Below are 26,356 nucleotides of genomic sequence, written 5' to 3'. Positions count from 1 at the left end.
GCAGGCGGAAAAGTCGGGGAGACATAATAAATACTCTCGGTTTGGCGCCTTTAAGCGAAATGCTCAGGCTTTCCAGAACGGCTTGGCTGCTTCGATACGGGCTTCATATACGTCCCAGCCAATGTCGCGCAGCAGATGGCTGTCCATCGTCGCAAGCTTCTGGCGGAGAATATAACGTTTCGCCCACTGACGCGGGAGTTCCATAACATTTGTGATGTTGTGGTGACGTCGGGTGGTGACAAAAGCACCGGCATCTTTGGTGATCGCGACCATGATCTTATTCCTTCAATCTATCGGCCAGCTCTCAGTTTGTATGCGGCCTGAATGTGTTTCGTTTTTCTAAACCCAGAGTTACGCCTAAAAACACTTGCGCTCAAACCATCTTTTGTCATCATTGCATGAGTTTTAATCATGCAAGATGGTCGTCATGAAACGCCGTCCATTACCGTTAAACGCCCTTCGTGCCTTTGAAGTGGCCGGTCGACTTGAAAGTTTCACCAAAGCTTCACATGAGCTTAATGTTACGCAAGGGGCGGTCAGTCGACAGGTTCAGCACCTGGAGGATGTGCTGGGGCGGCAATTGTTCGAACGTCATCACCGCCGATTGAAACTGACCCGGCCAGGGCGGAACTTGCTGGCGTCCCTGACGGCGGCATTCGATTCGATTGAACTTGCGGTTTCGCGTATCGAAAACCGGCCTGATGACACGCAGCTTAAGGTCCTGTCGCCCTTGACATTTGCCATGCGCTGGATCGTGCCGCGTCTTGGCCGGTTTCAGATGGAACATCCTGACCTGCAGGTACAGCTTGGCACCTATAGTGACGATGCCGCCCCGGTTGATTTCAATGAAACCGATATTGCCATCCGTTTTGCTGATACGCCGGGCGACCAGCTGGTGCATGAATTTCTGACCGGGGAACGGCTTTTGCCGGTATGTCATCCCAATCTGGCAAAGCAACTGAAAACACCGGAAGACTTTGGCAATGTGCCCCTGCTGCATTGTTCGGCACAGCGTGAGGATTGGCGCATCTGGTTAAAGGGAACCGGGATTGAGAGCGTCGATCCGGACCGGGGACCTGTTTTTGCGACCCTTGATATGGCAATGGAGGCCGCGGCCAGTGGATTTGGTGCGGTAATTTCCGATCCGGCGATGATCGGTGAATATGTTGTGACCAATAGACTTATGGTGCCGTTCGATTTGCCGGTTGATAGTCCCTATGCCTATTCGCTGTGCTATCCCGAAGGAAGGTTGGAGCGGCGAAAAGTGAAGGCATTTCGCGATTGGTTGATGAGCGAAATCAAGATCGAGACAGGCAAGCGCAAGCTTGTGCAAAAAGAATCAGGAACGGAATGACAGTTTCAAGATGATGCCTTGAAATTGAACCATTTTATTCCTCATTATGAATATGTCGTTTGGACCAAATGGCTTTGCGGACGTAACGTCGGCGTAACCGGTCCCGTTTTCTTGGCGGGAATTGTCCGGAACGTTCCGATCATTGCGTCCGTAATGATGTCAGATGGTTCAATGATGCGTATTGGCCCTGCCGGGGTTCGGGCTTCGAGCCGGGCACATTTCAGGAATAAATATGACGCGGCAAGAAGGCGAGACGTGCATAGCACGGAAAAACGGGAGCCGGGGAACGTTTTCCCGTTATGTCGGGGGGATGCTTCTGGCGGTTGTGATCGGGCTACCAATCGCAATGGCCGGTCCGGCAGCGGCACAGACAGGCGACAAGCCCGACATTACAGCGGCCCCGACAGTTCCGGTAGCCGAGGAACAGCTCAGTCCGCTAACCACTGTGTCACATGGCATATCGCTTTATGGTGATCTGAAATACGGTCCTGATTTTCGGCATTTCGATTACGTCAATCCGGATGCGCCCAAGGGCGGGACGCTGGTGCAAAGTTCCATCGTCTCGTTTGATACATTAAACCCCTTCACGCTTAAGGGGACGGCAGCAAGCGGCCTCGGGCTTATGTATGACAGTCTGATGGTGTCGAGTGCGGATGAGCCTTCGTCACTTTATGGTTTGATTGCGCGTAGCGTTGAATATCCGGTCGATCGATCCTTTGTTATTTTCCATCTAGATCCTCGGGCACGTTTTCAGGATGGCACTGATATCACCGCCGAAGATGTGGTGTTTTCATTCAATATCCTGATTGAAAAAGGCAGCCCGGTTTACCGGCAGTACTACGCGCAGGTCGATAAAGTCGAAGCGCTTGACGATCTGACGGTGCGTTTTGATTTCAAGCCGGGCAATAATCGCGAATTGCCGATGATTGTTGCCGAACTTTCCATCATGCCAAAGCATTACTGGGAAGGGCGGGATTTTTCCAAGACGACCTTTGATCCTCCTGTCGGCAGTGGGGCCTATAAAATCAAGTCTTTCGAGGCCGGTCGCCAGATCATCTATGAACGGGTCAAGGATTACTGGGCGGCGGATTTGCCGGTCAATCGCGGCAGCAATAATTACGACACGCTGCGGTTTGATACCTATCTTGATCCCGATGTATCACGTCAGGCGTTCTTTGCCGGTGAATACATGATCAGAAGCGAACATTCGTCGCGAGAATGGAGCACGGCATACAACACCCCGGCAATCCAGAACGGCCAGATCAGGAAGGAATTCCTGCCTGACAATCTGCCAAACGGTATGCAGGCCTATGTGTTTAACACACGCAAGCCCCTGTTTTCTGACATCCGTGTTCGGGAGGCGCTGCAATATGCGTTTGATTTCGAATGGCTGAACCGGGCGATGTTCTATGGCGCGTATAAGCGCAATGTCAGCTATTTCGCCAATTCGGAACTTGCGGCAACCGGCGTGCCGGAAGGCGAGGAGCTTGATATTCTGAAAGGATTCAGAAGCCAGCTGCCGCCCGAACTGTTCACCCAGCCGCCGCAATTGCCGAACTTTGATGCACCCAATGGCCGTCGCGAAGCATTGCGTCATTCGATGAAGCTTTTGCAGGAGGCGGGTTGGGAATTGCGCAACATGCAACTGGTCAACAGCAAGACCGGCGAGCCGTTCCGGTTCGAGCTGATTATCCGCCAGCCAGGGCTTGAGAAAATCGCGCTGGTTCTTAAAGCCCGCCTGCGCCAGCTTGGCGTGACCATGGATATTCGCATGATTGATACCGGGCAGTGGGTTAATCGTATTCAGGCCTATGATTTCGATATGACGACTTTCTGGTGGACGCAAAGTCTTTCACCGGGGAACGAGCAGCGGATTTTCTGGTCATCCGCCGCCGCCGACCAACCCGGCAGTCGCAATTTCGCGGGTATCAGAAGTCCGGTCATTGATGAACTGATCGATCTGGTTGTGGATGCCGACAGCCGGGAAAGTCTTGTGCAGCGGGTACGCGCGCTTGATCGCGTGTTGCAGTGGGGATTTTACGTGATCCCGCAATATTATCTTGGCGGGGATCGGATGGCCTATTGGGATGTATTCGGGCGACCTGACGAGGTGCCGCTTAAGGGAACATCGGTCATGACATGGTGGATTGATCCCGAAAAGTCGCGGCAGCTTAAGAAGGGAGGGTACTAGGCCATGCTGAATTACATCCTGCGTCGTCTTTTGCTGATCCCGGTGACGCTGTTCGGGATTATGGTTCTGAACTTTGCAATCGTGCAATTCGCGCCGGGCGGCCCGGTCGAACAGATGATTGCCCAGTTACAGGGCACGGATGTTGCCGCAACCGCGCGCATCAGCAATCAGGGGGCTGATAGTGGCGGCGGCGGTGGTGCTAGCGAGGGAAACAATTTTTCCTCGACCTCGAACTACCGTGGGGCTCAGGGACTTGACCCCGAAATCATCACCCAGCTTGAAAAGCAGTTCGGGTTCGATAAACCGGCTTATGAACGTTTCTGGATGATGATGAAAAATTATCTGACGTTCGATTTCGGCCAAAGCTATTTTCAGGATCGCGATGTGGTTGATATCGTGATCGACAAGATGCCGGTCTCGATATCGCTTGGCCTTTGGTCGACATTGATCATCTATATCATTTCCGTGCCGCTTGGCGTTGCCAAGGCCGTGCGGGACGGATCGAATTTTGATGTCTGGTCATCGGCGGCGATCATTGTCGGTTATGCCATTCCGGGCTTCCTTTTTGCCGTGATGCTGATCGTGGTGTTTGCCGGTGGAACCTATTTCGATCTGTTCCCGTTAAGGGGGCTGACATCATCGAATTTTGATGAATTGTCGCTTTTGGGCAAGGTTGCGGACTATTTCTGGCATCTGGCCTTGCCGATTACGGCATTGACCATTGGTGGATTCACCACGCTTACGATGCTGACCAAGAACTCGTTTCTGGATGAAATCAACAAACAATATGTGGTGACCGCGCGGGCCAAGGGACTGACGGAAAAGCGGGTTCTGTACGGACATGTATTCCGTAACGCGATGTTGCTGGTGATTGCCGGTTTTCCCAGTGCACTGATCGGGTTGCTGTTTACCGGTTCGGTCCTGATTGAAGTGATTTTCTCACTCGACGGACTTGGATTGCTTGGTTTTGAGGCCGTGATGAAGCGTGATTATCCGGTAATGTTTGCGACACTTTATCTGTTTACGTTGTTTGGCCTTGTTCTGAACCTGATCAGTGACCTCAGCTATCACCTGATTGATCCGCGGATCGACTTCGAAGCGCGGGAGAATTGATCATGAACAACATCATTCTTTCGCCGTTGAACAAACGCCGGATCGCAAATTTCCGTTCAAACAAGCGCGGATACTGGTCGCTTGTGATTTTCACGATCCTGTTCGTCATCTGTCTGGTCGCAGAGGTGGTGGCCAATGACAAGCCGATCTTCGTCAAATATGACGATAACTGGTATATCCCGATCCTGTCAGACCATCCGGAAACGGTTTATGGCGGCGATTTTGACGTCGAAACCGATTTCTATGATCCCTATATCCTTGGCAAGATCGAAGAACACGGTTTTGCCATCTGGCCGCCGATACCGTTTTCTTACAACACCATCGATTTTGAAATGCGCGAGGCACAGCCAGCCCCGCCATCGTTCCGGCATTGGCTGGGAACAGATGATCTTGGTCGGGATGTTCTGGCGCGCCTGATTTACGGATTCCGGATTTCGATCCTGTTTGGCCTTGCCTTAACGGCAATCAGTTCGGTGATCGGGATCGCGGCCGGTGCGGTACAGGGCTATTTCGGTGGCTGGATTGACCTTGGTTTCCAGCGTGTGATCGAAATCTGGTCCGGATTGCCGCAGTTGTTCATCCTGATCATTTTGGCCAGCCTGTTTGCGCCGGGTTTCTGGACGCTTTTGTTCATTCTTGTGCTGTTTAGCTGGATGAGTTTGACGGGGCTTGTGCGTGCAGAATTCCTGCGGGCGCGCAATTTCGAATATGTTCGGGCCGCGCGCGCATTGGGCATGACCGATTATCGCATCATGTATCGCCATGTTCTGCCGAACGCGATGGTGGCAACGATTACGTTCCTGCCGTTTGTGTTGAACGGCTCGATCGTGGCCCTTACATCGCTTGATTTTCTGGGGCTGGGCATGCCGCCCGGATCGCCGTCGCTTGGCGAGTTGCTTGCACAGGGTAAAAACAACCTTCAGGCACCGTGGCTTGGTATGACGGCGTTCTTTGCAATCGCGATTATGCTGAGTTTGTTGATTTTCATCGGCGAGGCGGTGCGCGATGCCTTTGATCCACGAAAAACCTTCTAGGGGAACGGTTATGACGACCAATCAATCGACACAGCCGCTTCTGGAAGTAAGGGATCTTTCGGCAAGTTTTGCCGGTGTCCCGGCGGTCAAAGGCGTTTCGTTTGCCATGAAGCGCGGGGAGACCATGGCGCTTGTGGGGGAAAGCGGATCGGGTAAATCGGTGACCGCACTTTCGATCCTGCAATTGCTGCCCTATCCGCGGGCCAGCCACCCGGGTGGTTCGATCCTGTTTGACGGACAGGAAATGGTCGGAACGGATGCGAAAATTCTGCGAAACATCCGCGGCAACCGGATTGCAATGATTTTCCAGGAACCGATGACATCGTTAAACCCGCTGCATAATATTGAAAAGCAGATCGGCGAGGTGTTGCTGCTGCATAAGGGATTGCGCGGTGCCAAAGCACGGGCGCGTATTCTTGAGCTGCTTGATCTGGTGGGTATTCCTGATCCGGCTTCGCGGCTTAAAGCATTGCCGCATGAATTATCGGGTGGACAGCGCCAGCGCGTGATGATTGCCATGGCATTGGCAAATGAACCGGAATTGCTGATTGCCGACGAGCCGACCACGGCCCTTGATGTAACCATTCAGGCACAGATCCTTGAATTATTGAAGGATTTGCAGGCCAAGCTTGGCATGGGTTTGTTGCTGATTACCCATGATCTTCAGATCGTGCAGAAGATGGCCGATAATGTCTGCGTCATGAAGGATGGCGAGGTGGTTGAGCGCGGCACAGGCCAGGGGCTTTTTGACAATCCGCAGCATCCTTATACCCAAAAGCTTCTGGCGGCAGTGCCAAGTGGTAATGCCCCGCCATTGCCCGAAAATGCAAAGGAACTGATCCGAACCAATGAGATTCTGGTGCGGTTCCCGATTGGCAAGAAGGGGATTTTGGGGCGTCCGGAATATTACCTTGATGCTGTAGACCATATATCGCTTACCCTGAGGCAGGGCGAGACGCTGGGTATTGTCGGCGAAAGCGGATCGGGCAAAACGACACTGGCGATGGCGATCTTGCGGCTTTTGTCGTCCACTGGTGATATCTGGTTTGACGGTAAAGATGTGCGGCAGTTTTCCGGGGCGGATTTGCGGGCCCTGCGCCGCGACATGCAGGTGGTGTTTCAGGACCCTTTCGGATCCCTGAGCCCGAGGATGTCAATCAGCCAGATCGTGGGCGAAGGGCTTGAAATCCATCATCCGGAAATGTCGCGGCAGGAGCGTACCGAACGCATTGCCGAAGCCCTGCGCGAAGTTGATTTGCCGGTAAATGCGATGGACCGGTATCCACATGAATTTTCCGGTGGACAGCGCCAGCGTATTTCGATTGCGCGTGCACTTGTTTTAAAGCCGCGTTTTATGGTGCTTGATGAACCGACCTCGGCACTTGATATGTCTGTACAGACGCAGATTGTTGATCTTTTGCGCGATCTTCAGGCGCGACACAAGATGGCCTATCTGTTTATCAGCCATGACCTTCGGGTTGTGCGTGCGCTTTCGCATCGGGTGATGGTGATGCAGGGCGGGCGGCTTGTCGAAAGCGGAAATTCCGACGAAGTCTTTGAAAATCCGAAAGAATCCTATACAAAGGCTTTGTTGGCAGCAGCGCTTGATTTGCGTGCTGCGGGGCTGGAGCTTGTGCAGAGCTGACCCCAAATCGGAACTTGACAGGACAATTGGCGTTCGTTGGGTATTGCGTAAAATTAATAACGGGCTGAAAGCAAACTGTTCATGACCGAACCGGCAAGAAAACCGAAAGCGTTCAGGAACTGCCTTTTCAAATCGCTTTTGGCGATGATGATCGGGATTGTGCTGTTTGGTCCGGATGCACAGGCATCGGGCGGTGGGCAAGAGGATGCAAAGCCGTCTGAAAGTGCCGAGCCAAAAGAACCGCAAATTCCGGAAACGGTGATCGAACCGGATTCAATTGCGCTTACCGTTGTTTTGCCTAAGACCGGCGCGATCCGGCAAATGGTGTTCTATGTCTGGCTTGAAGCATCAAGTGTTGCTGATCGTGCGGTCATCGAGCAGGCAGAGCCAAAATTATTGAATGCGTTCCTGCGAGATCTGCAACGCATCATGTATCGCGATACCCAGAACCGATACGAGAAACTTGAAGCAGGCAAACGTGGTTTTGTCTATAACGGGCCGGAGCTGATTGCACCACCGCCGCCCAAAACGCCAGAAGAACTCGAAGCAGAAAAAGAAGCCTTAGAAGCGGCGAAAGAAAAGGGCGAGGAAATCAAATCCGAGCCACCGTTCTCTCCGTTCCGTCCAACAACCAATAGGTATTTTGCAGCACTTCAGAACCGGCTTCTGGCAACCGCACGCGGCATCGTGCCGCCAGAATCAATTCGTTCGGTTCAGGTGCGCAAATTTTATGATAACTGGCCCGGCGACAAGAAGCCGGGCCGCTAAGGTTATTTCGCCCGCCTAAAGGCATACCCGCCGATACCGTATCGGTAATTCAAAACAATTTCCTTCTCCTTACCCGAATGGTTTTGGTTCGGTGTGATCCATTGCCGGGTTACCTGTTTTCAGGATGCCTGATCGGCAGATGCCAGCAGTGCACAGAGTGCACTTGTATGGTGACATGGGCGTGATATTCCGTCTTGATTGACGTAATCCGGGGAATGAAATGTCGATTGAAACATGGCTCAGCTTTTGCGCACTTGTATCGCTTATGGTGGCAACGCCCGGGCCCAGTGTCCTGATCGGCATGTCGCATTCGTTACGTTATGGACCGCGCCCGACCATGATTACCGCCCTTGGTGATGTGACCGCAAACATGATCCAGATGGTGATTGCCGCGGTTGGCTTGGGGGCGTTGCTGGCGACATCGGTGACGGCGTTTGGCGTTGTCAAATGGTGCGGCGTAGCGTTCCTGATTGTCATCGGTCTGACGGCAATCCTGCGAAAACCCAAGGTATCAAGAAATGATAACGATACCGAAATAAAAATCAGAACAGGGTTTGAGCCGGTACGAAAACGTCGGTTGTTTAGCGAAGGTTTTCTGGTTGCAGCGGGTAACCCGAAAGCGATCGCGTTTTTTGGTGCATTATTCCCGCAGTTCATCGATCCTTCGGTGGACCTTTGGTCGCAATTGGTGATCCTTGGGATCACGTTTGTGATTTTTGATTACACATTCGTAATGATGTATGCGTTTGGTGCCGCAAGACTGATGCCATGGTTGTTGAAACGTGGTGGAAAAAACACGATTGGCCGGATCAGTGGCGGTGTTTTGATTGTTGCCGCCCTGCTTTTGTCCCTGATTGACATGCCTGAAAGCGTGGCGCGGAACCGCTAGGCCGAAAGTTGGATCGGGTATTATTTCTTGGCGTCAAAGCTGCGTGTTTTGGGCTCGTGATACAGGTGATTGTCAGTAACGTTTTGATATTAAATACTAAAAATATATTCTGTTTGACGAAATACAGAAGCTTCGAACAAACCAACTGGTCTGTTTGATGCCTATTCTTACGTATGAGAAGGGAGAGTTTTAGCTTTAGGACAGATTTTCTGTCCCATTTCCCGACCTTTGGTATTCAGACCAGCTATTGGCGACAGAATATCAATTCAATTTCGCCTGACCTACTGCCACGAGACCCGAACGTCATCGGATCAAGAGATCAATCTATTCGGTTTTCTTCCCCGCGGACACGATAATATCGCCAAATTCGCGCAGGAAGACAGAACCCTTCACAGTGCGCTGAATCAGAACGGAGCGACGATCATCTTCGTCGACCTTGCGTTTGACCATGCCCAGTGAACTGAGGCGGTCAAGCGCACGTGTAATCGCTGGTTTGGAGATATTCAGGGCGTCGGAAAGGCCCCGAACGGTATGCGGGGCCGGGGTCAGATAAACAGTCAGCATAAGGGCCATCTGGCGAGCCGATAGGTCGGGAGAGTCCCGACGCACGCTTTCAACAATCGCGATACGCCAAAGGTCAAGCGCCTGAGACGGTTTGATCTCGATCGACATGCCTGTGCCCAACAATTAATTTGTTACGAATACGTAACCTGTCTACCTGACCCCTGCGCGGATGTCAAAGGTCTAATTGGGAAAATCGAAATGTTTACTTTCCGTAACGATCCGCAATGAGCTTGAAAGCGGCCCGGATTCCTTGGGCTTCGCCGCCTTCGGGACGTCCGGGACGTGCCGAAGGATTCCACGCCATCAGGTCGATATGGGCCCAGGCTTTTGCACCTTCGGCGAAGCGATCAAGGAACAGAGCCGCAATGATCGCACCGCCATAGGGCGAACCGGAAATGTTGTTCATGTCGGCCGCCTTGCTATCGAGCATCGGACGATAATCATCCCACAACGGCAAGCGCCACATCGGATCATTCAGCGCCAGACCATTTTCCAGAAGGCCATTGGCAAGGTCGTCATTGTTGGAAAACAGTGCCGGCAGGCCAAGGCCCAGTGCAACACGTGCAGCCCCGGTCAGAGTTGCGAAATCAAGCAGGATTTCGGGATCCTCGGCCGCGGCTTCGGTCAGGGCATCGGAGAGAACTAGGCGACCTTCGGCATCGGTATTGCCAACTTCGACGGTGATGCCCTTCCTGGTCTGAAGGATGTCGCTTGGCCTGTATGCCTTGCCCGAAACCATGTTTTCAACAGCCGGGATCAGAACACGCAGGCGCACCGGAAGACCCGATGCCATGATCATACGGGCCAGACCAAGAACCTGTGCCGATCCCCCCAGATCCTTTTTCATCAGAAGCATGTTGCTTGACGGTTTGAGGTCATAGCCGCCGGTGTCAAAGCAGACACCCTTGCCGACCAGTGTGACCTTGGGCGCGTTCTCATCACCCCAATGAAGATCAATCAGGCGGGGGGCACGATCGCTGCCTTTGCCAACCGTGTAGATCGCCGGGAAATTGCGTTTGTTCAGGTCTTCGCCAATGATGCTCGTCACCTTTGCGCCAAACTCTTCGCCAAGGCGACGTGCTGCGGCTTCGAGTTCTTCCGGCCCCATATCATTGGCCGGAATGTTGATCAGGTCGCGTGCAAGTCCGATACCACGCGCGATATTTTCAGCACGTTTGGTCGCATCGTTTGACGGAATGGCAAATAGCGCACGTTTCGCGGTGCTGGCTTCTGATTTGCGGTAGCGATCAAAACGATACCCGCCAAGGTAAAGACCAAGAACGGCCTTTTCGCATATGGCATCATTTTTTGTAACATCATCTGTCAGGATATATTCACCCGCGGGCAGGGCAGTCGGAAGTCCAGCAAAATCCCACTGGGTTTTGGCATCGTCGACATAGCTGATCACGATGGTCTGATAGGTACCCGCGTCACCGGCAAGGGCAAGATGGGTGCCGCGTTTGCCGTCATAGCCGGACGAGGCAATCCATGCCTGATGAGCATCGGACTGTTTGCCGAGCCATTTTTTGAAATCGGATTCTTGAACTGCCGTGATGCGGACCGGGTTGGAGGGCTTTTCAGACGAGATAATGTGATCGAACAATTTGATACTTCCCTTGTGGTGACGTGTTGGCGAGAGTGGTGGGGCTCTTGAGCAGGCAGTCTGTTTAGGCCTGTTATTGCGAGATATGACTTCGATCTTACGGATGCCACCGTCAATCGGCAATCGCCCAAAAGAAAACCCCGCATCCGGAAATATAATTCGGGATGTGCTGGGTGACTGCGACATTGATTGGCAGACCTTGAATGATCATTTGTCGGATCGCCAAAACCGAGCACGGCCCGGTGACTGAACGGCCTTGAACCGGGTTTTGAATAGCCCGATAGTGTGTTGGCCGCCCCCTTTTGGTTTGAATGAAGGATACCTTCCTATGGAAACGCGCCCCATTCTGTATATCGGTAATAAAAACTATTCTTCGTGGTCGCTTCGCGCGTGGCTGGGCCTGCGTGTGGCAGGGATCGATTTCGAGGAAAAGCTGATCCCGCTTTATAGCGAAGAATGGCATGCCAAGGCCGAAGTCGTCTCGCCGAGCAAAAAGGTCCCCGCACTTTTTGATGGCCGGAAAACCATTTGGGAAGCGTTGAGTATTCTGGAATATTTTGCGGACAGTCGACCTGATGCGATGTTGTGGCCGCTTGATCTTGATGTGAGGGCGATTGCGCGGTCTGTCTCGCTTGAAATGCATGGCGGGTTTGGTGCGATCCGCAGCAACATGCCGATGAACTTACGCAAAACATTGCCCGGGCGTGGCCGAAGCGAGATCGTCGAAAAAGAAATCGCGCGCATCTGCGAGATTTTCAAAACATGCCGCACGCAGTTTGGTCAGGGGGGAGACTTCCTTTTTGGGCATTTTTCGATTGCAGACGCGATGTTTGCGCCGGTGGTGACCCGGTTCAAAACTTATGACGTGTCGCTTGATCCCATCGGTAATGCCTATATGGAAACCATTCTTGGATTGCCTGAAATGGTGGAATGGTATCGCGACGCCATGGCCGAGGAATGGGTTGTTGCCGGTGGCGAACTTCCCGACGCATAGTTCGATACCTCAAAACAGGAGCATGCAATGGCCGGATTAACCGGCAGGCTTCCCGAAATCGATCCGCCGGGTGGTGACCCCGCACTTGACGATCTTCTGGTCAATGTCCGGGCCTGTCGGATATGCGAAAGTGCATTGCCCCTGGGCCCCAGACCTGTCGTGCGGATGGCGGCGGGTGCCAGAATCCTTGTGATCGGGCAGGCACCGGGGACGAAGGTGCATGAAACCGGGCTGCCGTGGAATGATGCATCGGGGGACCGGTTGCGCGATTGGCTGCAAATGCCGGTTGAGGATTTCTATGATCCGGGCAAGCTTGCCATCATGCCGATGGGATTTTGTTATCCCGGCCGGTTTGAACGTGGTGGTGATTTGCCACCGCGCCCCGAATGTGCACCGACATGGCATGATGCATTGCTAAAACATTTGCCCGATGTTGGATTAACACTTCTGATCGGGCAGTATGCGCAGGAACGTTATCTTGGCCCGCGCCGGGCAAAAAGCATGACCGAAACGGTACATCTATTTGCCGAGTATTTGCCAGACGGGTTACTGCCGATGCCGCATCCAAGCTGGCGCAATACCGGTTGGATCAAAAAGAACCCGTGGTTTGAAAGTGACCTTTTACCGGTGTTGCGTGAACGTGTGCATTGCCTTTTGAAGTAGGGACTGCTTTGCGCCGTTCAATATTTGGCAAGTTTCCGGTGTCATGGTCAAATGGGATCAAGAAAAAAGCAGGAGGTCACAATGAGCAAACTGGACAAAACCGCCATCGAAGCTGCGCTTGTTAAACTCGATGGCTGGAAACTGGCAGAAGACGGGTTATCAATCGGCAAGGTTTACATGTTCGGTGATTTCAATTCGGCATTTGGTTTCATGACGCGCATCGCGATACAGGCCGAAAAGATGGATCACCACCCGGAATGGTTCAATGTTTATAACAAGGTGGGGGTCACGCTGATAACTCACGACGCGGGTGGCGTGACGCAAAAAGACATCGATCTGGCGACTTTTGCCGAAACGGTTATCGCCCACTAGGTGCCGTTTCGGACGGTAGGGGCTGATCCTTGATCAAAGCTGGAAAATAAACGCCCTGCCATTGCGGGACTGGCAGGGCGTTTTTCGTGGCAGCGGTTCCCGTTTGGGGGGCTGGCTTATTTGGGCTCCAGCCTTACCGCGCCATCGATGCGGATCGTTTCGCCATTAATCATTTCATTTTCACATATATGTAGGGCCAATCGGCCATATTCCGCCGGATCGCCAAGGCGCTTGGGGAAGGGAATGTTGGCCGCAAGTGCCTGCTGCATGTCGTCGGGCAGGGCGGTGACCATGGGCGTGCCAAACATGCCCGGAGCAATCGAAACGACACGGATGCCGTGCCGGGCCAGTTCGCGCGCTGCTGGCAAGGTCATCGCGGCAACGCCGCCCTTGGATGCCGAATAAGCGGCCTGTCCGATCTGACCTTCGTAGGCGGCGATGGATGCAGTATTGACGATAACCCCGCGCTCACCACCTTTGGTCGGTTCATTGCGGCTCATGGCGGTTGCGGCAACGCGCATCATGTTGAATGTCCCGATCAGATTGACATTGATCACGCGCGCAAATGCATCAAGATCTGCCGGGCCTTCGCGACCAACAATGCGTTCGCCTTGCAGGATGCCTGCGCAATTGACCAAAATGGATGGAATGCCTTGGGTCTTGATAACGTCGGAAATCGCGTCTTCGACGCTTTTGGCGTTTGATACATCAACCCCGTAACCGATGCCGTCAAGTTCGACTGCTGTTGTTTTGGCGCCTGCTTCATTCAGATCAAAGGCCGCAATCTTTGCCCCGGCGGCTGCAAGCACGCGCGCGGTGGCGGCGCCCAGGCCCGATGCAGCCCCGGTGACAATGGCAATGGATCCCTTGACCTGCATGACATGAAATTCCCTGTTTTGATCCCGATAAACAAATAATAGGTAATTCTATACCAAATTATTTGTTTGTCGGGCAAGGGCATTTGACCGTCTGAGTTCAGGGGGAAGCGTTTGGATGTTGCGGCGTGGGTGTGGTCCCGGCTGGCCGGGTGGTTTTCGAACTGTTCAGGTTTGCTGTTCAGGCAATTTTGCGTTCACGCAAGGCAACATAGACTGCTGCTGCGATAATCAGGGCGCCACCGGGAAATATCCAGATGTCGGGGACTTCGCCAAACAGGATCAGGGCCAGAATGGCGATGATCGGCAGGCGCAAATAGGAAAATCCGACAAAGAAGCTGTAATCGGCAAGTTGCAGAGCTTTGACATTGCAAACCTGCATGACGTTCATCATCGCGGCCGCCAGCACCATCAGGCCAAGCACATGCCAGCTTGGCGTTTGCCAGACAAACAGGGCCGGAATTAAGGAAACTGGCGTTGTAATCAGCATCAGGTAAAACAGAAGGGCGGTGGTGCTTTCGGTGGCAACCAGTCGCTTGGTGATGAGCCCGGCACTCGCCATGCAGATGGCTGCGGCAATTGGCAGAAGGCTTGCCGGTTGCATGGCGGCCGTTCCGGGCTGAATGATCAACCCAACACCAATAAATCCGACAAAAACAGCAAGCCAACGGTGAATGCGGATGGTTTCGCGCAGGATCAGCGCGGCCAGAATGGTGCCAAATAACGGGACGGTAAAGTTAAGTGTCGTGGCCTCGGCCAGTGGCAGATAAAGCACCGCCAAGAACCACAAACACATTTCCGATGCCGACAGAATACCGCGTAATCCAAGAAGCGGCAGGCGTTTGGTGCGTAAGGGGGCGAATCCACCGCGCATAACTACTGGTGCGATCATCAGCAGTCCGAACAGAAATCGCAGGAATACAGCCTGATAGGGGTGGAGTTCCTCGGTGGCAAAGCGAATTGTCAATGTGAAGCAGGCTGCAAGAATCGCTGCCGATAGGGCATAAAAACTGGCCTGTATCGTGGCAGGTTGGTTTTTGAACCAGTTTTTCATCTGCGTTCTGGCCCATTAATATTTTGTCGATTATCGCGTGACGGGGGCGGGTCAAGGTCAATCGCCGCGGCTGACGGGCCGCGATTTATCCGTCTTGCTTCTTTGGCGAGTTTGGCTTCACGCCGTGCAATGAACAGTGCGGACCCGATGATCAAACCCGCACCGGGCAACAGCCAGATTTCAGGGACCTCACCGAACATGACCAAGGCGATGGCGACAACAAAGGGCAGGCGCAGATAGTTGAAGCCGACGACGAAACTGTAATCGTATATTCGAAAAGCATTGGTGTTACAGATCTGGGTGATGTTGGCGATAAACGCACCCAGTGCCATCAAACCAAGCACCTGCAGGCTTGGTGTCTGCCAGACGAGGAGCGCGGGGATGAATGTCAGTGGCGTGGTCAACAGCATCATGTAAAGCACGATGGTTGTACTGTTTTCAGTTCTGGACAGCGACTTGATCGTCAACCCTGCGCTGGCCATGCAAAGGGCGGCGGCAATTGGCAGAAGGCTTGCCAGTTGCATGGTTTCGCTGCCGGGGCGGATAATGATGACGACACCGATAAAGCCTACCAGAAGGGCGGCTACGCGGTATTTTCGAACCGCTTCACCCAGAAATATCGCGGCAAGGACGGTACCAAACAGCGGGACGGTGAAGTTCAGCGTCGTTGCTTCGGCCAGCGGCATATAGGCAATGGCGGAGAACCAGAAGCTCATGGCCCCCATCGACAGCAAAGCGCGCAACAGAAACAGCGGCATCCGCTGTGTTTTCAGCTGTGCAAAACCGGACCGGAGCGCGATGGGAGCGATGAAAAGAAGCCCAAATAAGTTGCGAAAGAAAACAGCCTGCAGCGGATCGATTTCACGGGTTGCTATGCGGACAATCACCGAAAAAAGGGCGGCCATAAGCGATGCAGTCACGGCGAAAACAGATGCCTGAAGATAGGGGGGCAGGCTGTTGAACCACCTACGCATCAATGCGGCCTGCTTTGCTTTCGGGGGTGCTTTCCGGATATTCGGGCGGGTTGATGGTTTTCGCCTTGGTGACCGGGATCGCCTGAGAATCCGCGGCTGCCGTTGTCGGCATACGGCGGCGGCGTTTTTCCTTTCTGGCCAGAACAGCTTCGCGGCGCGCGATATAAAGGGTTGAGCCAATGATCAGCGACGCCCCGGCCCAGGTCCAGAAATCGACGGTTTCACCAAACATGATAAAGGCAAGGGCCGCGACAAATGGCAGACGCAGGAAATCGAAGGCCATGACATAGGACTGGTCGGCCGTGCGATTGGCGCGCACAAAAAGCTGTTGTCCTGCAGTCGCCAGAACGGCGATTGCAAGAAGTACCCCAAGCTGTTCCCATGTCGGATTTTGCCAAAAGAAAAGAGCCGGGATCAGTGACAGGGGCGTCATGATCATGCCCATCCATGTGACGATGGCGTTGGCACTTTCACTGCGCGAGAGCATCTTGACCGTTGTTACGGCAAAGGCAGTAAACAGGGTTGCCAGAAGGGCAAGGATCGCACCGGTTTCAAGCGTTTGTCCAATCGGACGCACAATGATCATTGCGCCAATAAAGCCGAGTGCCACAGCCGTCCAGCGGCGCGCCCTGACGGTTTCATGAAGGATCAGGGCAGCAAGGATGGTGGTCAGGATCGGGACCGTGAAATTGATTGCAATCACCTGTGCCGCCGGGGCAATGGCAAGTGCCGAAAACAGGCATAGCATTCCGGCCAGTCCGATGACCGCCCGGATGAAATGCAATTTCAGTTTCAGCGTACGCAGACCAACCAACCGGTCGCGCAGCATCCAGGGGATCATTGGGATCAACCCGAACAGATTACGGAAAAAGGCTGCTTCGAAGGGATGAACTTCGCGTGTGATGTAGCGGATAAGCACCGCCATCGCCGCAAAAAGGATTGCAGCACCGGTCATTAAAAGGGCGCCGCGAAGCGCATCGTCATCCGGAGAAACACGAAAAAGATGCATGATCATCAACGAATAAGACTGATTTTATAAAAAATCCAGCCTTGATCAGCGAAATAGTCCTACCATTTGTTGATGGCGACCCGAAAGTTTCATGCCTACACAGTTTTCGTGTAAGATCGTCTGATATTGATAAAAATTCTTCAGGGGGATGTTTTATGGATGCCATTGATCGCAAGTTGATCGACATTTTGCAGGATGACGCGTCTTTGTCTTATTCGGCGCTGGGGACGAAGGTCGGCCTTTCTGTTTCGGCGGTGAATGACCGTGTGCGCAAATTGCGCGAGCAGGGGGTTATCAAGGCTTACCGCGTCGAAGTTGACGGCAATGCGATTGGTCGCGCGCTTACCGCAATGGTCTGGTTGCGCACCGACCCGGCCAAGGGAAACAAGAAACTGGTCAAGTCGCTGATCAAGGCAGACGAGGTTCTTGAATGTCATCACATGACCGGTCGATTTGATTTTCTGTTGAAGTTGCGCCTGCGCGATACTTCTCATCTTGAGAGCTTTGTGACGGACACGATCAAGGAAGTCCCCGGCGTGGTCGAGGTTATTCCGGAAATTGCCCTGTCTACAGCCAAAGAAACCGGCTTTGTTCCGGCAATGCTTGATGGCGATAAATGATTGGCTGTGCTGAATTGTAACCGATGGAGAGAATTGATTTCATTTGCCTGATATTTGACCAAATATCGGGTAATCCTGCCGCAAGAATGCCGCCTTTGGGCGCTTTAAGCACATCATTGCAAGATGTGTTGCCGTAACGCATTTCAAACTTTCCTGTCTTAGAAAACATTCGACAGGAACCTGACGGGTTTTTCGACCTGTCTCACGATAATGACAAACAGGATGGAGACGCGAATATGATCGAATCGATGAATCTGGTGATCCTGATTGCATCGGTTCTGGTCGTTGTTGCGGTCTTTACCAGTCTGATCAGTTTCCGGGTTGGTGCACCCTTGTTGCTTGTTTTCCTGTTTGTCGGCCTTGGTGCTGGCGAGGACGGGATTGGCGGCATCAATTTCGATAATGCGCCGCTGGCTTATTTTATCGGGTCCATTGCGCTTGCGATGATCCTGTTTGATAGCGGATTTGAAACCCAGCTTCGAACCCTGAAGATTGCAGCCGCACCCTCGCTCGTACTGGCGACGGTCGGTGTCATGTTGACCACGTTTGTCGTTGGCGGGGTCACTTGGCTTGTGCTTGATGTGCCATGGCTGGTGGCCTTGTTGTTCGGGGCGATTGTCAGTTCGACGGATGCGGCGGCGGTGTTTTTCCTTTTGCGGGTGGGCGGGATAAATTTGCGCGACCGTACGCGCAGCACACTTGAAGTCGAGTCCGGTTCGAACGATCCCATGGCGGTGTTTCTGACCATTTCGCTGGTCGAACTGATCATGCAGGGCGGCGGGGATAATCTGGCACTGGAACTGCTTGAACGGTTTGTCCTGCAAATCGGACTTGGGGCTGTTCTGGGTCTGCTGGGTGGCATGGCCATCGTCCAGATGATCAACCGGGTCAAGCTTGAACCCGCACTTGTTCCGATTGTCACGCTTGCCTGCGCGCTTAGCCTTTTTGGCGCAACCAGTATCGTTGGTGGCAGCGGATTTTTGGCAGTTTATGTCGCCGGTCTTTATGCCGGCAACAGTCAGATGCGCATGAGTGTCGGGGTGCGCCGGTTCCAGCACGTAACCACCTGGCTGGCGCAGATCGTGATGTTTGTCACCATGGGGTTGCTTGCAACACCGTCACAGTTTGGCGATGTGATCATTCCCGGGGTTATTCTGGCGCTTGTACTGGTGTTTGTCGCCCGCCCGGTTGCGGTATGGCTTTGCCTGATGTTCTTCAACTTCTCACGCAATGATACCGCCTTTATTTCATGGGTTGGTTTGCGCGGGGCGGTTTCCATCCTGCTTGCGATCGTGCCGATGGTGGAAGGTGTTGAATATGGCCAGCTTCTTTTCAACACGGCCTTTATTGTTGTGATCACGTCGCTGCTGTTGCAGGGGTGGACAATCCGGCTGATGGCGCGCTGGCTGGGCATTATGATTCCGCCGCGACACGGGCCGGTCGATCGTATCGACCTTGAACTGCCGGGCAACGCCAATCAGGAAATTGTCGTTTATCGCGTTCACAGCGAAAGTGCGGTGGCAACCGGGCAACGTATTCCGCGCTGGGCACGGCCGAGCCTGATTTTGCGCGATGGCAAATCGTTACGCCCGCACAGTGCCGGGCGCATCGAAGGCGGTGATCAGGTTTATATCATTACCCCACCGCGCCATGTCGAACTGCTTGATCAGTTGTTCGCCGGTCCGGCCGAGGGGGCAAATGACGTCGACCTGTTTGGTGATTTCAGTTTCCCACCCGATACCCGTATTGCCGATCTTGGCCGTTTGTATGGCTTTGTGGTTGGGGACGCGGACGAAGAAGCGACCGTTGCCGAAATCCTTGAACGCAACCTTTCGGGCGATATCGAACCAGGGGACCGGGTTGCCTATGGCATGGTCGAACTGATTGTTCGTCGGATCGATGATACGCACGAGATTGTCGAAGTTGGCATGGCGGTCGAACAGAAACCGGTCAAGCCCAAACGCCATCTGCCGATGTTCCATTCGCGCACAGAATTGCTGGCAATCTGGAAGGAATGGCAGCGTCGTCGCCTGCGCGAAAAAATGCGCAAGAAGCGTGGTGATGATGTTCTTGATACCGATGACGTCAAAGAACCCGGAGATGACATGTCGGTTGTCGACGATGCCGCCAATGATGGCGAAAATGATGATATCGGACCGGTGCGGGCAGAATCGGGAAAAAGCGATAAATCTTAGCGATGGCACGGAAAGTCCATTAGTGTGCCTAATGAATAGATGAGTTTTGCTGGTTTGTCTGTTTGGCAAAAACTGCCCTAAATACCAACGATTGATTTCGTTGGAGTGCCGTCATGGACCCGCTTGGATTATATAGTGTTGTTGTTCTGATCTGGGGAAGCACCTGGATCGCAATCCAGTATCAGCTTTCGGTCGGGCCGGAACTGGCTGTTGCCTATCGTTTTGTCCTGGCGGCAGTAATTTTGATGGCATGGTGTGTTATCCGCCGTTTGCCTATGCGCTATTCCCTGCGTGATCATGTGTTTATGGCGGCCCTTGGCATATGCCTGTTTTCGCTGAACTACGTACTGATTTACATCGCAAGTGCGCATTTGACGTCGGGTCTTCTGGCGGTAGTGTTTTCGACCATCGTGATCATGAACATGATTAATGGTGCGATCTTTTTCAAGCGACGCCCGGAAACCCGGACATTGATCGGGGCGGCAATCGGGCTTGGCGGGATTTCGCTGGTGTTTGCGCGCGATCTCGCAACGTTTGATCTGGCGGCGGGTGGTAGCGTTGGGTTGCTGGTTTCGCTTGCGGGCAGCTATATCGCGTCGCTTGGCAATATGGCATCGGCACGCAATCAGGCGCGCGGTATTCCGGTGTTGCAGGCCAATGCCTTTGGCATGATGTATGGCTCGATCCTGTTGATCGGATACATCCTTGTTACCGGTATTCCGTTTACCTTTGACACCAGCCCGTCTTTTATTACCGCACTGATTTACCTTTCCCTGTTTGGCTCTGTTCTGGCGTTTGGGTCCTATCTGACACTTCTGGGCAAGATCGGCCCGGATCGCGCGGCATACAGTTCCGTCATGTTTCCGGTAGTAGCGCTATTACTGTCGACCTGGTTTGAAGGATTTGTCTGGGACAGCAATATCGTTCTAGGCGTTGGCCTGACTTTGCTGGGTAATATCGTGATCCTGACCAAACGGATGCCCAAACCGCCCGTCCTTGCCATGAACACAACAGCAGATGCGACAGGTGGTGCTAACCAGACGACAAGCCCCTGCGACGCAAAGGCCGGATAAAGCTTTTGAAGTGACGGGGGAGGCGGAATCATGATGGATGAAATGTTATGAACGGAGTTGCCTACTTTCAACGCATGGCCAATTATAATGCGTGGGCGAACCAGCATATTCTGGACGCATGTGCGGGTCTTGAAGCGGGCGAACTTACCGCCCCGCGGGCTGCTTTTTTCCCGTCGATCATCAAGACACTGAACCATCTTTTGGTGGCGGATCGTCTGTGGTTGGGGCGTCTGGTCGGGGTGCCTGAACGTCTGGCGCTTGATGCCGTGCTGTACGCCGGATTTTCAGAATTTCGAACCGCGCGTGAGGCACAGGATGCCAAAATCATCGCCTTTACCGAACAACTTGACGCGGACACATTGGCAAGTGATCTGTCCTATCAATCGATGCTGGCCGGGGCATATACACTGCCGCGCGAGATTGTCTTGGCGCATATGTTCAACCACCAAACACATCATCGCGGGCAGCTTCATTCCATGCTGATCGAGGCCGGTGCCAAGTCACTTTCAATGGATCTGGTTTACTATTGCCTGGAGGTCGATGCGTGATGGCCGATCTTCTGATCCAATATACGCCGTTTCTGATTGCCGCCCTGTTGCTCAATATCTCGCCCGGGCCGGATCTGGCTTATATCAGTGCCCAGACCGCGATCCATGGTCGCAAGATCGGGGTGTTTTCCAGTCTTGGCGTTTGTTCCGGTGCGTTTGTCCATGTGGTTGCCGCAGCCCTTGGGCTTTCGGCCATTCTGGCCACATCGACACTGGCATTCTCGGTGGTGAAATGGGTTGGTGTGGCATATCTGGTGTGGCTGGGGATCGGTGCCTTGCGCAGCAGTTTTGCCAAGCGTGGTCCGGATGATGCGGCATCTGAAATATCTGCGGTAAAGCGGCCTCCGATACCAACCATGACAGCGTTTCACGCATGGCGTCAGGGCGCGATGATCGATGTCCTTAATCCTAAGGTCGCGATTTTCTTTATGGCGTTTCTGCCCCAGTTTGTCGATCCGGTGGCGGGGGATGGTGCGATCCAGTTTCTGGTGCTTGGTACCCTGGTGAATGTCATCGGTTTTTGTGTCGAGACGGTCGTGGTGTTTGCCATCGGATTTGCCGCAACCCGCCTTCGGGCTAACGGGTCGCTCGGTATCTGGCTGCAACGTTCACTTGGCGGGATGTTTATCGCGTTGGGTGTCCGGTTGGCGCTGACCGAGCGTTGATAATCGAATTCGTCACCCTTCGTTCCCAACCGGTTGGGAAGGATGACGATGTCGGGCCTTTGCATTCAGGCGCAAAGGTCCTTGGTCCGGATTGGTAGCCGGGCCCTCTGGATTTTGCACTCCATCCAGAGCTCTCTTACTGCAAACCAAGACTTGCGCCCGGCTGGGATATCCTCAGGACCGGGCGCCTTTTTTTGCAAGGTGACGCACCAGCATATTTGAAAGCGGGGCAGCCGACAGACCATGTGCGGTTACGCTGATGGCGACGATCATGACGGCGGCAGCAATCAGGGATTCATAGCCCTTTGGATCGATCATGGTGATCATGATCAGCAGGTAAATAACCGACGCGATGCCGCGTGGGCCAAACCAGCCGACATAGAGTTTTTCCGCCAGACTGTAGGGGCTGCCGATCATGCAAATCCAGACGCAAAGCGGGCGCAGGATCGCGAGGCTGACAATCGAGAAGATCAGCATCTCCCATGTCCAAAGCTGATACACAGCCGGGATAACCACCAGACCGAAAATGAAGAAGGTCAGCATGGTAAGTAGTTCTGATTCTGCTTCGCCAAAACTTTCGATAGTTTCGCGGACCTTTTCGGAGAATATGTTCAATGCAAGACCACCAGCGAAGGCCGCGACAAAGCCGTTCCCGCCGAGCTTCTCAGACAGGAAGAAGATGAAAAGTGCTGAAAGCACGCCAAGCAAGCGTTCGAACCGGTCAAGGATGGTGTTGGTGGTAACCGCGTGATTGACGATCTGGCCGATGACATAGCCAGCCAGAAGCCCGACCCCGGCCCCGACGGAAATTTCGATGATCGCCTCGGTCAGCCAGTTGTTGCTGCCTTCACCGACAAGATCGGCTTCGAGCAATACAACGGCTGTGAATATTGGTAAAACCAGCCCGTCATTCAAACCGCTTTCGATATTGATCCCCTGTCTGATCGGATCGGGAACCGATTTGTTTTCCAATACCGGTCGGCCAAGGGCCGCATCGGTCGGGCTTACAATCAGTGCGAGGATCAGTGCCGGAAGAATCCCGATGGAAGGGTGAAGGCCAATGATGAAAGCCCATGTCACACCGATGGTCAACGGCAACCCGATCAGGAGCAACCGGTTGGCAAGCCGTATTGCAGGTTTTTCCTTGCGATAGTCAAGGACAGCGGAATCAAGAAACAGAATGATCGCCAGCGTCATTTCGGAAAACCCGGTGGCGAAATGGATGCGATCAGCGAACGGGGCAAGGGGTGCTTCGTGCCATATGCCTAATGGCAATGCGATCAACGCACCGGTTAGAACCATCATCATCGGCGAGGATATGTTACGCCGTTGCAGCCTTCGCGATTGCAGGCCGTAAAGCAGTCCGGTTCCCAGAAACAGGATGATGACCCATTCGAACATGATGCGGCCTAACGGAAAGCGGGCACAGAGATCAGACCGTTGCTGCCCGGATGGTCGAAAGAACGTCCTGATGGCATCGGGCGTCGCCACTCGCGATGACGGAACCGTCACTGAAAATCGTCAGCGGCTTGCCCTGCCAATCGGTCATAACGCCACCGGCACCTTCGACGACCGGTACAAGGGCACAAAAATCATAGGCCTGCAAACCACATTCAACCACGGTATCGGCAAAGCCAAGCGCAACCAACCCATATGCATAGGCATCAACGCCATACATCGGCTGCCGACATTTGTTCGAAACTGCCTTATAGGCGCGCGCCGAGGCATCGGTGCGGAACAGTTCCGGTGCCGTGGTAAAGAAGGTGGCAGCATCAAGCGTTTCGCATTCGCGGGCGTTGATTTCGTCTCCATTCATTGTGCTGGCGCGACCCATAACACCAACCCAGCGTTCATTGGTGATGGCCTGATCAATAATGCCAATAACGGGAACACCTTTGTGGCAAAGGGCAATAAGTGTTGCGAAACTTGGCTTGCCAGCGATGAATGACTTGGTGCCATCAATCGGATCAAGGACCCAGACAAAATCGGCATCAATATTGTGGCGGCCATGTTCTTCGCCAAGAATTCCGTGATCGGGAAGTTCCGCAATCAGGATTGCCCGCATCGCGGTTTCAACTTCGCGGTCGGCAATGGTCACCGGGCTTGCATCGGCCTTGACGTCCACGGCAACAGGGGTGCGGTAATACTGGTGCACGACCGGACGGGCGGTATCGGCCAGTTTGTGGGCAATCTCCAGAAAGTGGTCGAGATTTTCCATTAAAACGCATTCCTTGTTTTGAAACGATTAGTGGCAAACGAAAACAGGGGACAGTTACCTGTCCCCTGTAAAAAATCAATCGATTATCCGGTGAATTTCCCACCCCTTTATTGGGCGGGTGCTTCACCCTCTGCTGCAGGTTCTGCCGGTGCATCAGCAGCAGGTGCTTCTTCAGCAGGGGCATCGTTGGATTCCGCGGCCTCGGCCGGGGTATCTGCGGCTGCATCTGCTGCGGCGTCGGTGCCTTCAGCTGCGGTGGCTTCTGCCGGATCAGGATAAGGCAGCGGATTGTCCGACTTGCTGTTAAGCCATGCGATGACAGCAGCGCGATCTTCGGCCTTTTTCAGACCCCCGAAGCTCATTTTCGTGCCTTCGACATAATCACGCGGCTTGTACAGGAAGTGGTTCAGTTCTTCCCAGCCCCAGGTTCCGCCATGGTTTGCCATGGCGTCGGAATAGGCGAAGTCATCCTTGTGGGCGAACTTGTTACCGACGATGCCATAAAGGTTCGGGCCGGTTTTGTTCGGGCCGCCATTCTCGGTGTCGTGGCAGGATGCGCATTTTTTGAAGACTTTCTCGCCTTCGGCAAGGTCAGCTGATGCCAGCAATGCAAAAATCGGTTCTGGTCCAGCCGGCTCTGCCGGTGCGGCAGCCGGTGCGTTGGCACCAGCCATCAGATCCTCGGAGAACGGGTAAACGGGCGTTTCCAGTTCTTCGGGGTGCACAAGAGCACTTCCGATCTTGCCAACAACTATAACCAAAAGCACAGCACAGATAACACCGGCGACGATCTTGTTGATTTCCATCGTTTTCATGACGGGATCCCTACAGCCTAATCACTCTCAGGTTTCTTTTTAACAGCTGACCCATGCGCCCCCAAAACGCTCTTAAAGATCACAAGAACGCGCATGCGACAGCAGGTCAGACCGGTCGGAGGGAAACTATACGTTTCAGAGATTTGCATCAACCTTTCTTAAACATAAAGGCGAAAACAGACGAGATATACCTTCGTCATATTCAATTCCGTCTTTCGCAGAATCCCCAAAACCGGCTATTGTCCCGCCGATTCACGACATTGCTTCTTGCACAGGTGATCAGACGCGCGCTTTGCGCGAGATCAAAGCAGGATCAAGCCAGACCGGAGGCCTATATGACTACGCCGCGCAACCCCGTTGTCGTTATTCCTGCCCGTATGGCATCGACACGCCTGCCCAACAAGCCGTTGGCTGATATTCACGGCGAACCGATGATTGTTCATGTTTGGCGCCGGGCAACCGAGGCCGGAATCGGTCCGGTTATCGTCGCGTGCGCCGAACAGGAAATTGCCGACGCGGTAACGGCGGCTGGTGGTATTGCCGTTTTGACCGATCCGGATTTGCCAAGCGGATCGGATCGGGTGCATCAGGCGTTGCAAAGCTTTGACCCGGATGGAAAATATGACGCCGTGGTCAATGTTCAGGGTGATCTTCCGACGATTGATGCAGCCGATATTCGTGCGGTTTTTGATCCGCTTGTCGATCCGAATGTCGACATCGCGACTCTGGCGGCTGAAATCACGCGGCAAGAAGAACGTACAAATCCTAATGTGGTGAAGGCGGTAGCGGCCTTTGGTGCCGGTCGTGTGGCGCGTGCGCTTTACTTCACGCGGGCAACGGCCCCGCATGGCGACGGGCCGCTTTACCATCATATCGGTCTTTATACCTATCGCCGGGCAGCACTTGACCGGTTTGTAAGTCTTCCACCGGCCGAACTTGAAAAGCGTGAAAAGCTTGAGCAACTGCGCGCACTTGAAAACGGCATGGTGATCGCGGTTGCACTTGTGAACGGCGTGCCGCTTGGCGTCGATACCCCGGAAGACCTTGAACGCGCACGACTTGTGCTGGGCGCGTAATTAGGCTTTTCTATGTCTTGTCTGGCGGTAAAGCCGCGGGGCAT

General features: G+C 53.6%; 26 protein-coding genes. 16 read left to right on the top strand and 10 right to left on the bottom strand.

Going from position 1 to position 26,356, the window contains the following annotated elements; translation table 11 throughout:
* Positions 1-63: 63 nt before the first annotated feature.
* Positions 64-273, bottom strand: a complete 210-nt coding sequence (locus tag P8T57_RS07495; protein ID WP_063092502.1) for a hypothetical protein — start codon at positions 271-273, stop codon at positions 64-66.
* Positions 274-427: 154 nt separating this feature from the next.
* Here P8T57_RS07495 and P8T57_RS07490 point away from each other — a divergent pair, with 154 nt between their 5' ends.
* The 7 genes from P8T57_RS07490 to P8T57_RS07460 all read left to right on the top strand — a co-directional run bounded on the left by P8T57_RS07490 (position 428) and on the right by P8T57_RS07460 (position 8,994).
* A complete protein-coding gene (locus P8T57_RS07490; protein ID WP_341365048.1) occupies positions 428-1,354 on the top strand; it encodes a LysR substrate-binding domain-containing protein in 927 nt (308 codons plus the stop codon).
* Positions 1,355-1,586: 232 nt separating this feature from the next.
* Positions 1,587-3,545, top strand: a complete 1,959-nt coding sequence (locus P8T57_RS07485) for an extracellular solute-binding protein (RefSeq protein ID WP_341365047.1) — start codon at positions 1,587-1,589, stop codon at positions 3,543-3,545.
* A 3-nt stretch (positions 3,546-3,548) separates the two neighbouring features.
* A complete protein-coding gene (locus tag P8T57_RS07480; RefSeq protein ID WP_341365046.1) occupies positions 3,549-4,658 on the top strand; it encodes a microcin C ABC transporter permease YejB in 1,110 nt (369 codons plus the stop codon).
* A 2-nt stretch (positions 4,659-4,660) separates the two neighbouring features.
* On the top strand, positions 4,661-5,692 hold the full coding sequence (locus P8T57_RS07475) for an ABC transporter permease (protein WP_037987608.1): 1,032 nt from the start codon (positions 4,661-4,663) through the stop codon (positions 5,690-5,692).
* 10 nt (positions 5,693-5,702) lie between these two features.
* A complete protein-coding gene (locus tag P8T57_RS07470; protein WP_341365045.1) occupies positions 5,703-7,337 on the top strand; it encodes an ABC transporter ATP-binding protein in 1,635 nt (544 codons plus the stop codon).
* 81 nt (positions 7,338-7,418) lie between these two features.
* The gene (locus tag P8T57_RS07465) at positions 7,419-8,105 is read left to right on the top strand and encodes a hypothetical protein (protein WP_341365044.1); all 687 of its coding nucleotides are present in this window, start codon (positions 7,419-7,421) and stop codon (positions 8,103-8,105) included.
* Between the two features lie 220 nt (positions 8,106-8,325).
* Positions 8,326-8,994, top strand: coding sequence for a LysE family translocator (locus P8T57_RS07460; protein WP_341365043.1), 669 nt, complete (start codon positions 8,326-8,328; stop codon positions 8,992-8,994).
* Between the two features lie 324 nt (positions 8,995-9,318).
* On the opposite strand, the gene P8T57_RS07455 is transcribed toward P8T57_RS07460, so the two are convergent.
* The gene (locus tag P8T57_RS07455; protein ID WP_007088785.1) at positions 9,319-9,666 is read right to left on the bottom strand and encodes a MarR family transcriptional regulator; all 348 of its coding nucleotides are present in this window, start codon (positions 9,664-9,666) and stop codon (positions 9,319-9,321) included.
* A 94-nt stretch (positions 9,667-9,760) separates the two neighbouring features.
* Positions 9,761-11,161, bottom strand: a complete 1,401-nt coding sequence (locus P8T57_RS07450) for a leucyl aminopeptidase family protein (RefSeq protein ID WP_063092510.1) — start codon at positions 11,159-11,161, stop codon at positions 9,761-9,763.
* A gap of 328 nt (positions 11,162-11,489) precedes the next feature.
* On the opposite strand from P8T57_RS07450, the gene P8T57_RS07445 reads away from it, so the two are divergent.
* The 3 genes from P8T57_RS07445 to P8T57_RS07435 all read left to right on the top strand — a co-directional run bounded on the left by P8T57_RS07445 (position 11,490) and on the right by P8T57_RS07435 (position 13,190).
* Complete coding sequence (locus P8T57_RS07445; protein ID WP_037987612.1) at positions 11,490-12,155, top strand: glutathione S-transferase family protein; 666 nt, start codon at positions 11,490-11,492, stop codon at positions 12,153-12,155.
* 27 nt (positions 12,156-12,182) lie between these two features.
* On the top strand, positions 12,183-12,818 hold the full coding sequence (locus tag P8T57_RS07440; protein WP_007088788.1) for a uracil-DNA glycosylase family protein: 636 nt from the start codon (positions 12,183-12,185) through the stop codon (positions 12,816-12,818).
* An 81-nt stretch (positions 12,819-12,899) separates the two neighbouring features.
* Positions 12,900-13,190 (top strand): 4a-hydroxytetrahydrobiopterin dehydratase, encoded by a 291-nt coding sequence (locus P8T57_RS07435; RefSeq protein ID WP_341365042.1) that lies wholly within the window; start codon positions 12,900-12,902, stop codon positions 13,188-13,190.
* Between the two features lie 116 nt (positions 13,191-13,306).
* On the opposite strand, the gene P8T57_RS07430 is transcribed toward P8T57_RS07435, so the two are convergent.
* The 4 genes from P8T57_RS07430 to P8T57_RS07415 form a co-directional block, all read right to left on the bottom strand.
* A complete protein-coding gene (locus tag P8T57_RS07430) occupies positions 13,307-14,068 on the bottom strand; it encodes an SDR family NAD(P)-dependent oxidoreductase (RefSeq protein ID WP_341365041.1) in 762 nt (253 codons plus the stop codon).
* Between the two features lie 178 nt (positions 14,069-14,246).
* Positions 14,247-15,119, bottom strand: a complete 873-nt coding sequence (locus P8T57_RS07425; RefSeq protein ID WP_007088791.1) for a DMT family transporter — start codon at positions 15,117-15,119, stop codon at positions 14,247-14,249.
* The gene (locus P8T57_RS07420; protein ID WP_341365040.1) at positions 15,116-16,093 is read right to left on the bottom strand and encodes a DMT family transporter; all 978 of its coding nucleotides are present in this window, start codon (positions 16,091-16,093) and stop codon (positions 15,116-15,118) included. Before P8T57_RS07420 ends, P8T57_RS07425 begins: the two co-directional genes overlap by 4 nt.
* Positions 16,086-17,102 (bottom strand): DMT family transporter, encoded by a 1,017-nt coding sequence (locus P8T57_RS07415; protein WP_341365039.1) that lies wholly within the window; start codon positions 17,100-17,102, stop codon positions 16,086-16,088. The genes P8T57_RS07420 and P8T57_RS07415 overlap by 8 nt, the downstream gene beginning before the upstream one ends.
* Before the next feature lie 155 nt (positions 17,103-17,257).
* Between P8T57_RS07415 and P8T57_RS07410 the strand changes: the two genes are divergently transcribed.
* From P8T57_RS07410 to P8T57_RS07390, 5 genes are all read left to right on the top strand, one after another.
* Positions 17,258-17,722, top strand: a complete 465-nt coding sequence (locus P8T57_RS07410) for an Lrp/AsnC family transcriptional regulator (protein WP_007088794.1) — start codon at positions 17,258-17,260, stop codon at positions 17,720-17,722.
* Between the two features lie 236 nt (positions 17,723-17,958).
* A complete protein-coding gene (locus P8T57_RS07405) occupies positions 17,959-19,917 on the top strand; it encodes a potassium/proton antiporter (protein WP_037987617.1) in 1,959 nt (652 codons plus the stop codon).
* Positions 19,918-20,030: 113 nt separating this feature from the next.
* A complete protein-coding gene (locus P8T57_RS07400) occupies positions 20,031-20,990 on the top strand; it encodes an EamA family transporter (protein WP_341365038.1) in 960 nt (319 codons plus the stop codon).
* 47 nt (positions 20,991-21,037) lie between these two features.
* Positions 21,038-21,538 (top strand): DinB family protein, encoded by a 501-nt coding sequence (locus P8T57_RS07395; protein WP_007088797.1) that lies wholly within the window; start codon positions 21,038-21,040, stop codon positions 21,536-21,538.
* Complete coding sequence (locus tag P8T57_RS07390) at positions 21,538-22,203, top strand: LysE family translocator (protein ID WP_037987620.1); 666 nt, start codon at positions 21,538-21,540, stop codon at positions 22,201-22,203. Before P8T57_RS07395 ends, P8T57_RS07390 begins: the two co-directional genes overlap by 1 nt.
* A 174-nt stretch (positions 22,204-22,377) precedes the next feature.
* Here P8T57_RS07390 and P8T57_RS07385 read toward each other — a convergent pair whose 3' ends face one another.
* From P8T57_RS07385 to P8T57_RS07375, 3 genes are all read right to left on the bottom strand, one after another.
* Entirely contained in the window at positions 22,378-23,604 is a 1,227-nt protein-coding gene (locus P8T57_RS07385; RefSeq protein WP_110252395.1) for a cation:proton antiporter, read from the bottom strand.
* 31 nt (positions 23,605-23,635) lie between these two features.
* The gene (gene hisN / locus P8T57_RS07380; protein ID WP_007088800.1) at positions 23,636-24,421 is read right to left on the bottom strand and encodes a histidinol-phosphatase; all 786 of its coding nucleotides are present in this window, start codon (positions 24,419-24,421) and stop codon (positions 23,636-23,638) included.
* A 107-nt stretch (positions 24,422-24,528) separates the two neighbouring features.
* Entirely contained in the window at positions 24,529-25,236 is a 708-nt protein-coding gene (locus tag P8T57_RS07375; RefSeq protein ID WP_007088801.1) for a cytochrome c family protein, read from the bottom strand.
* A gap of 335 nt (positions 25,237-25,571) precedes the next feature.
* Between P8T57_RS07375 and P8T57_RS07370 the strand changes: the two genes are divergently transcribed.
* Positions 25,572-26,312, top strand: coding sequence for a 3-deoxy-manno-octulosonate cytidylyltransferase (locus P8T57_RS07370; RefSeq protein ID WP_341365037.1), 741 nt, complete (start codon positions 25,572-25,574; stop codon positions 26,310-26,312).
* The last annotated feature ends 44 nt before the right edge of the window (positions 26,313-26,356 follow it).

It is taken from the genome of Thalassospira sp. SN3W, from assembly GCF_038070535.1.
In the GTDB taxonomy this organism is placed as follows: domain Bacteria; phylum Pseudomonadota; class Alphaproteobacteria; order Rhodospirillales; family Thalassospiraceae; genus Thalassospira; species Thalassospira xiamenensis.
Note: the sequence above shows the minus strand (reverse complement) of the source record. Positions and strands in the feature narration are given on the sequence as shown.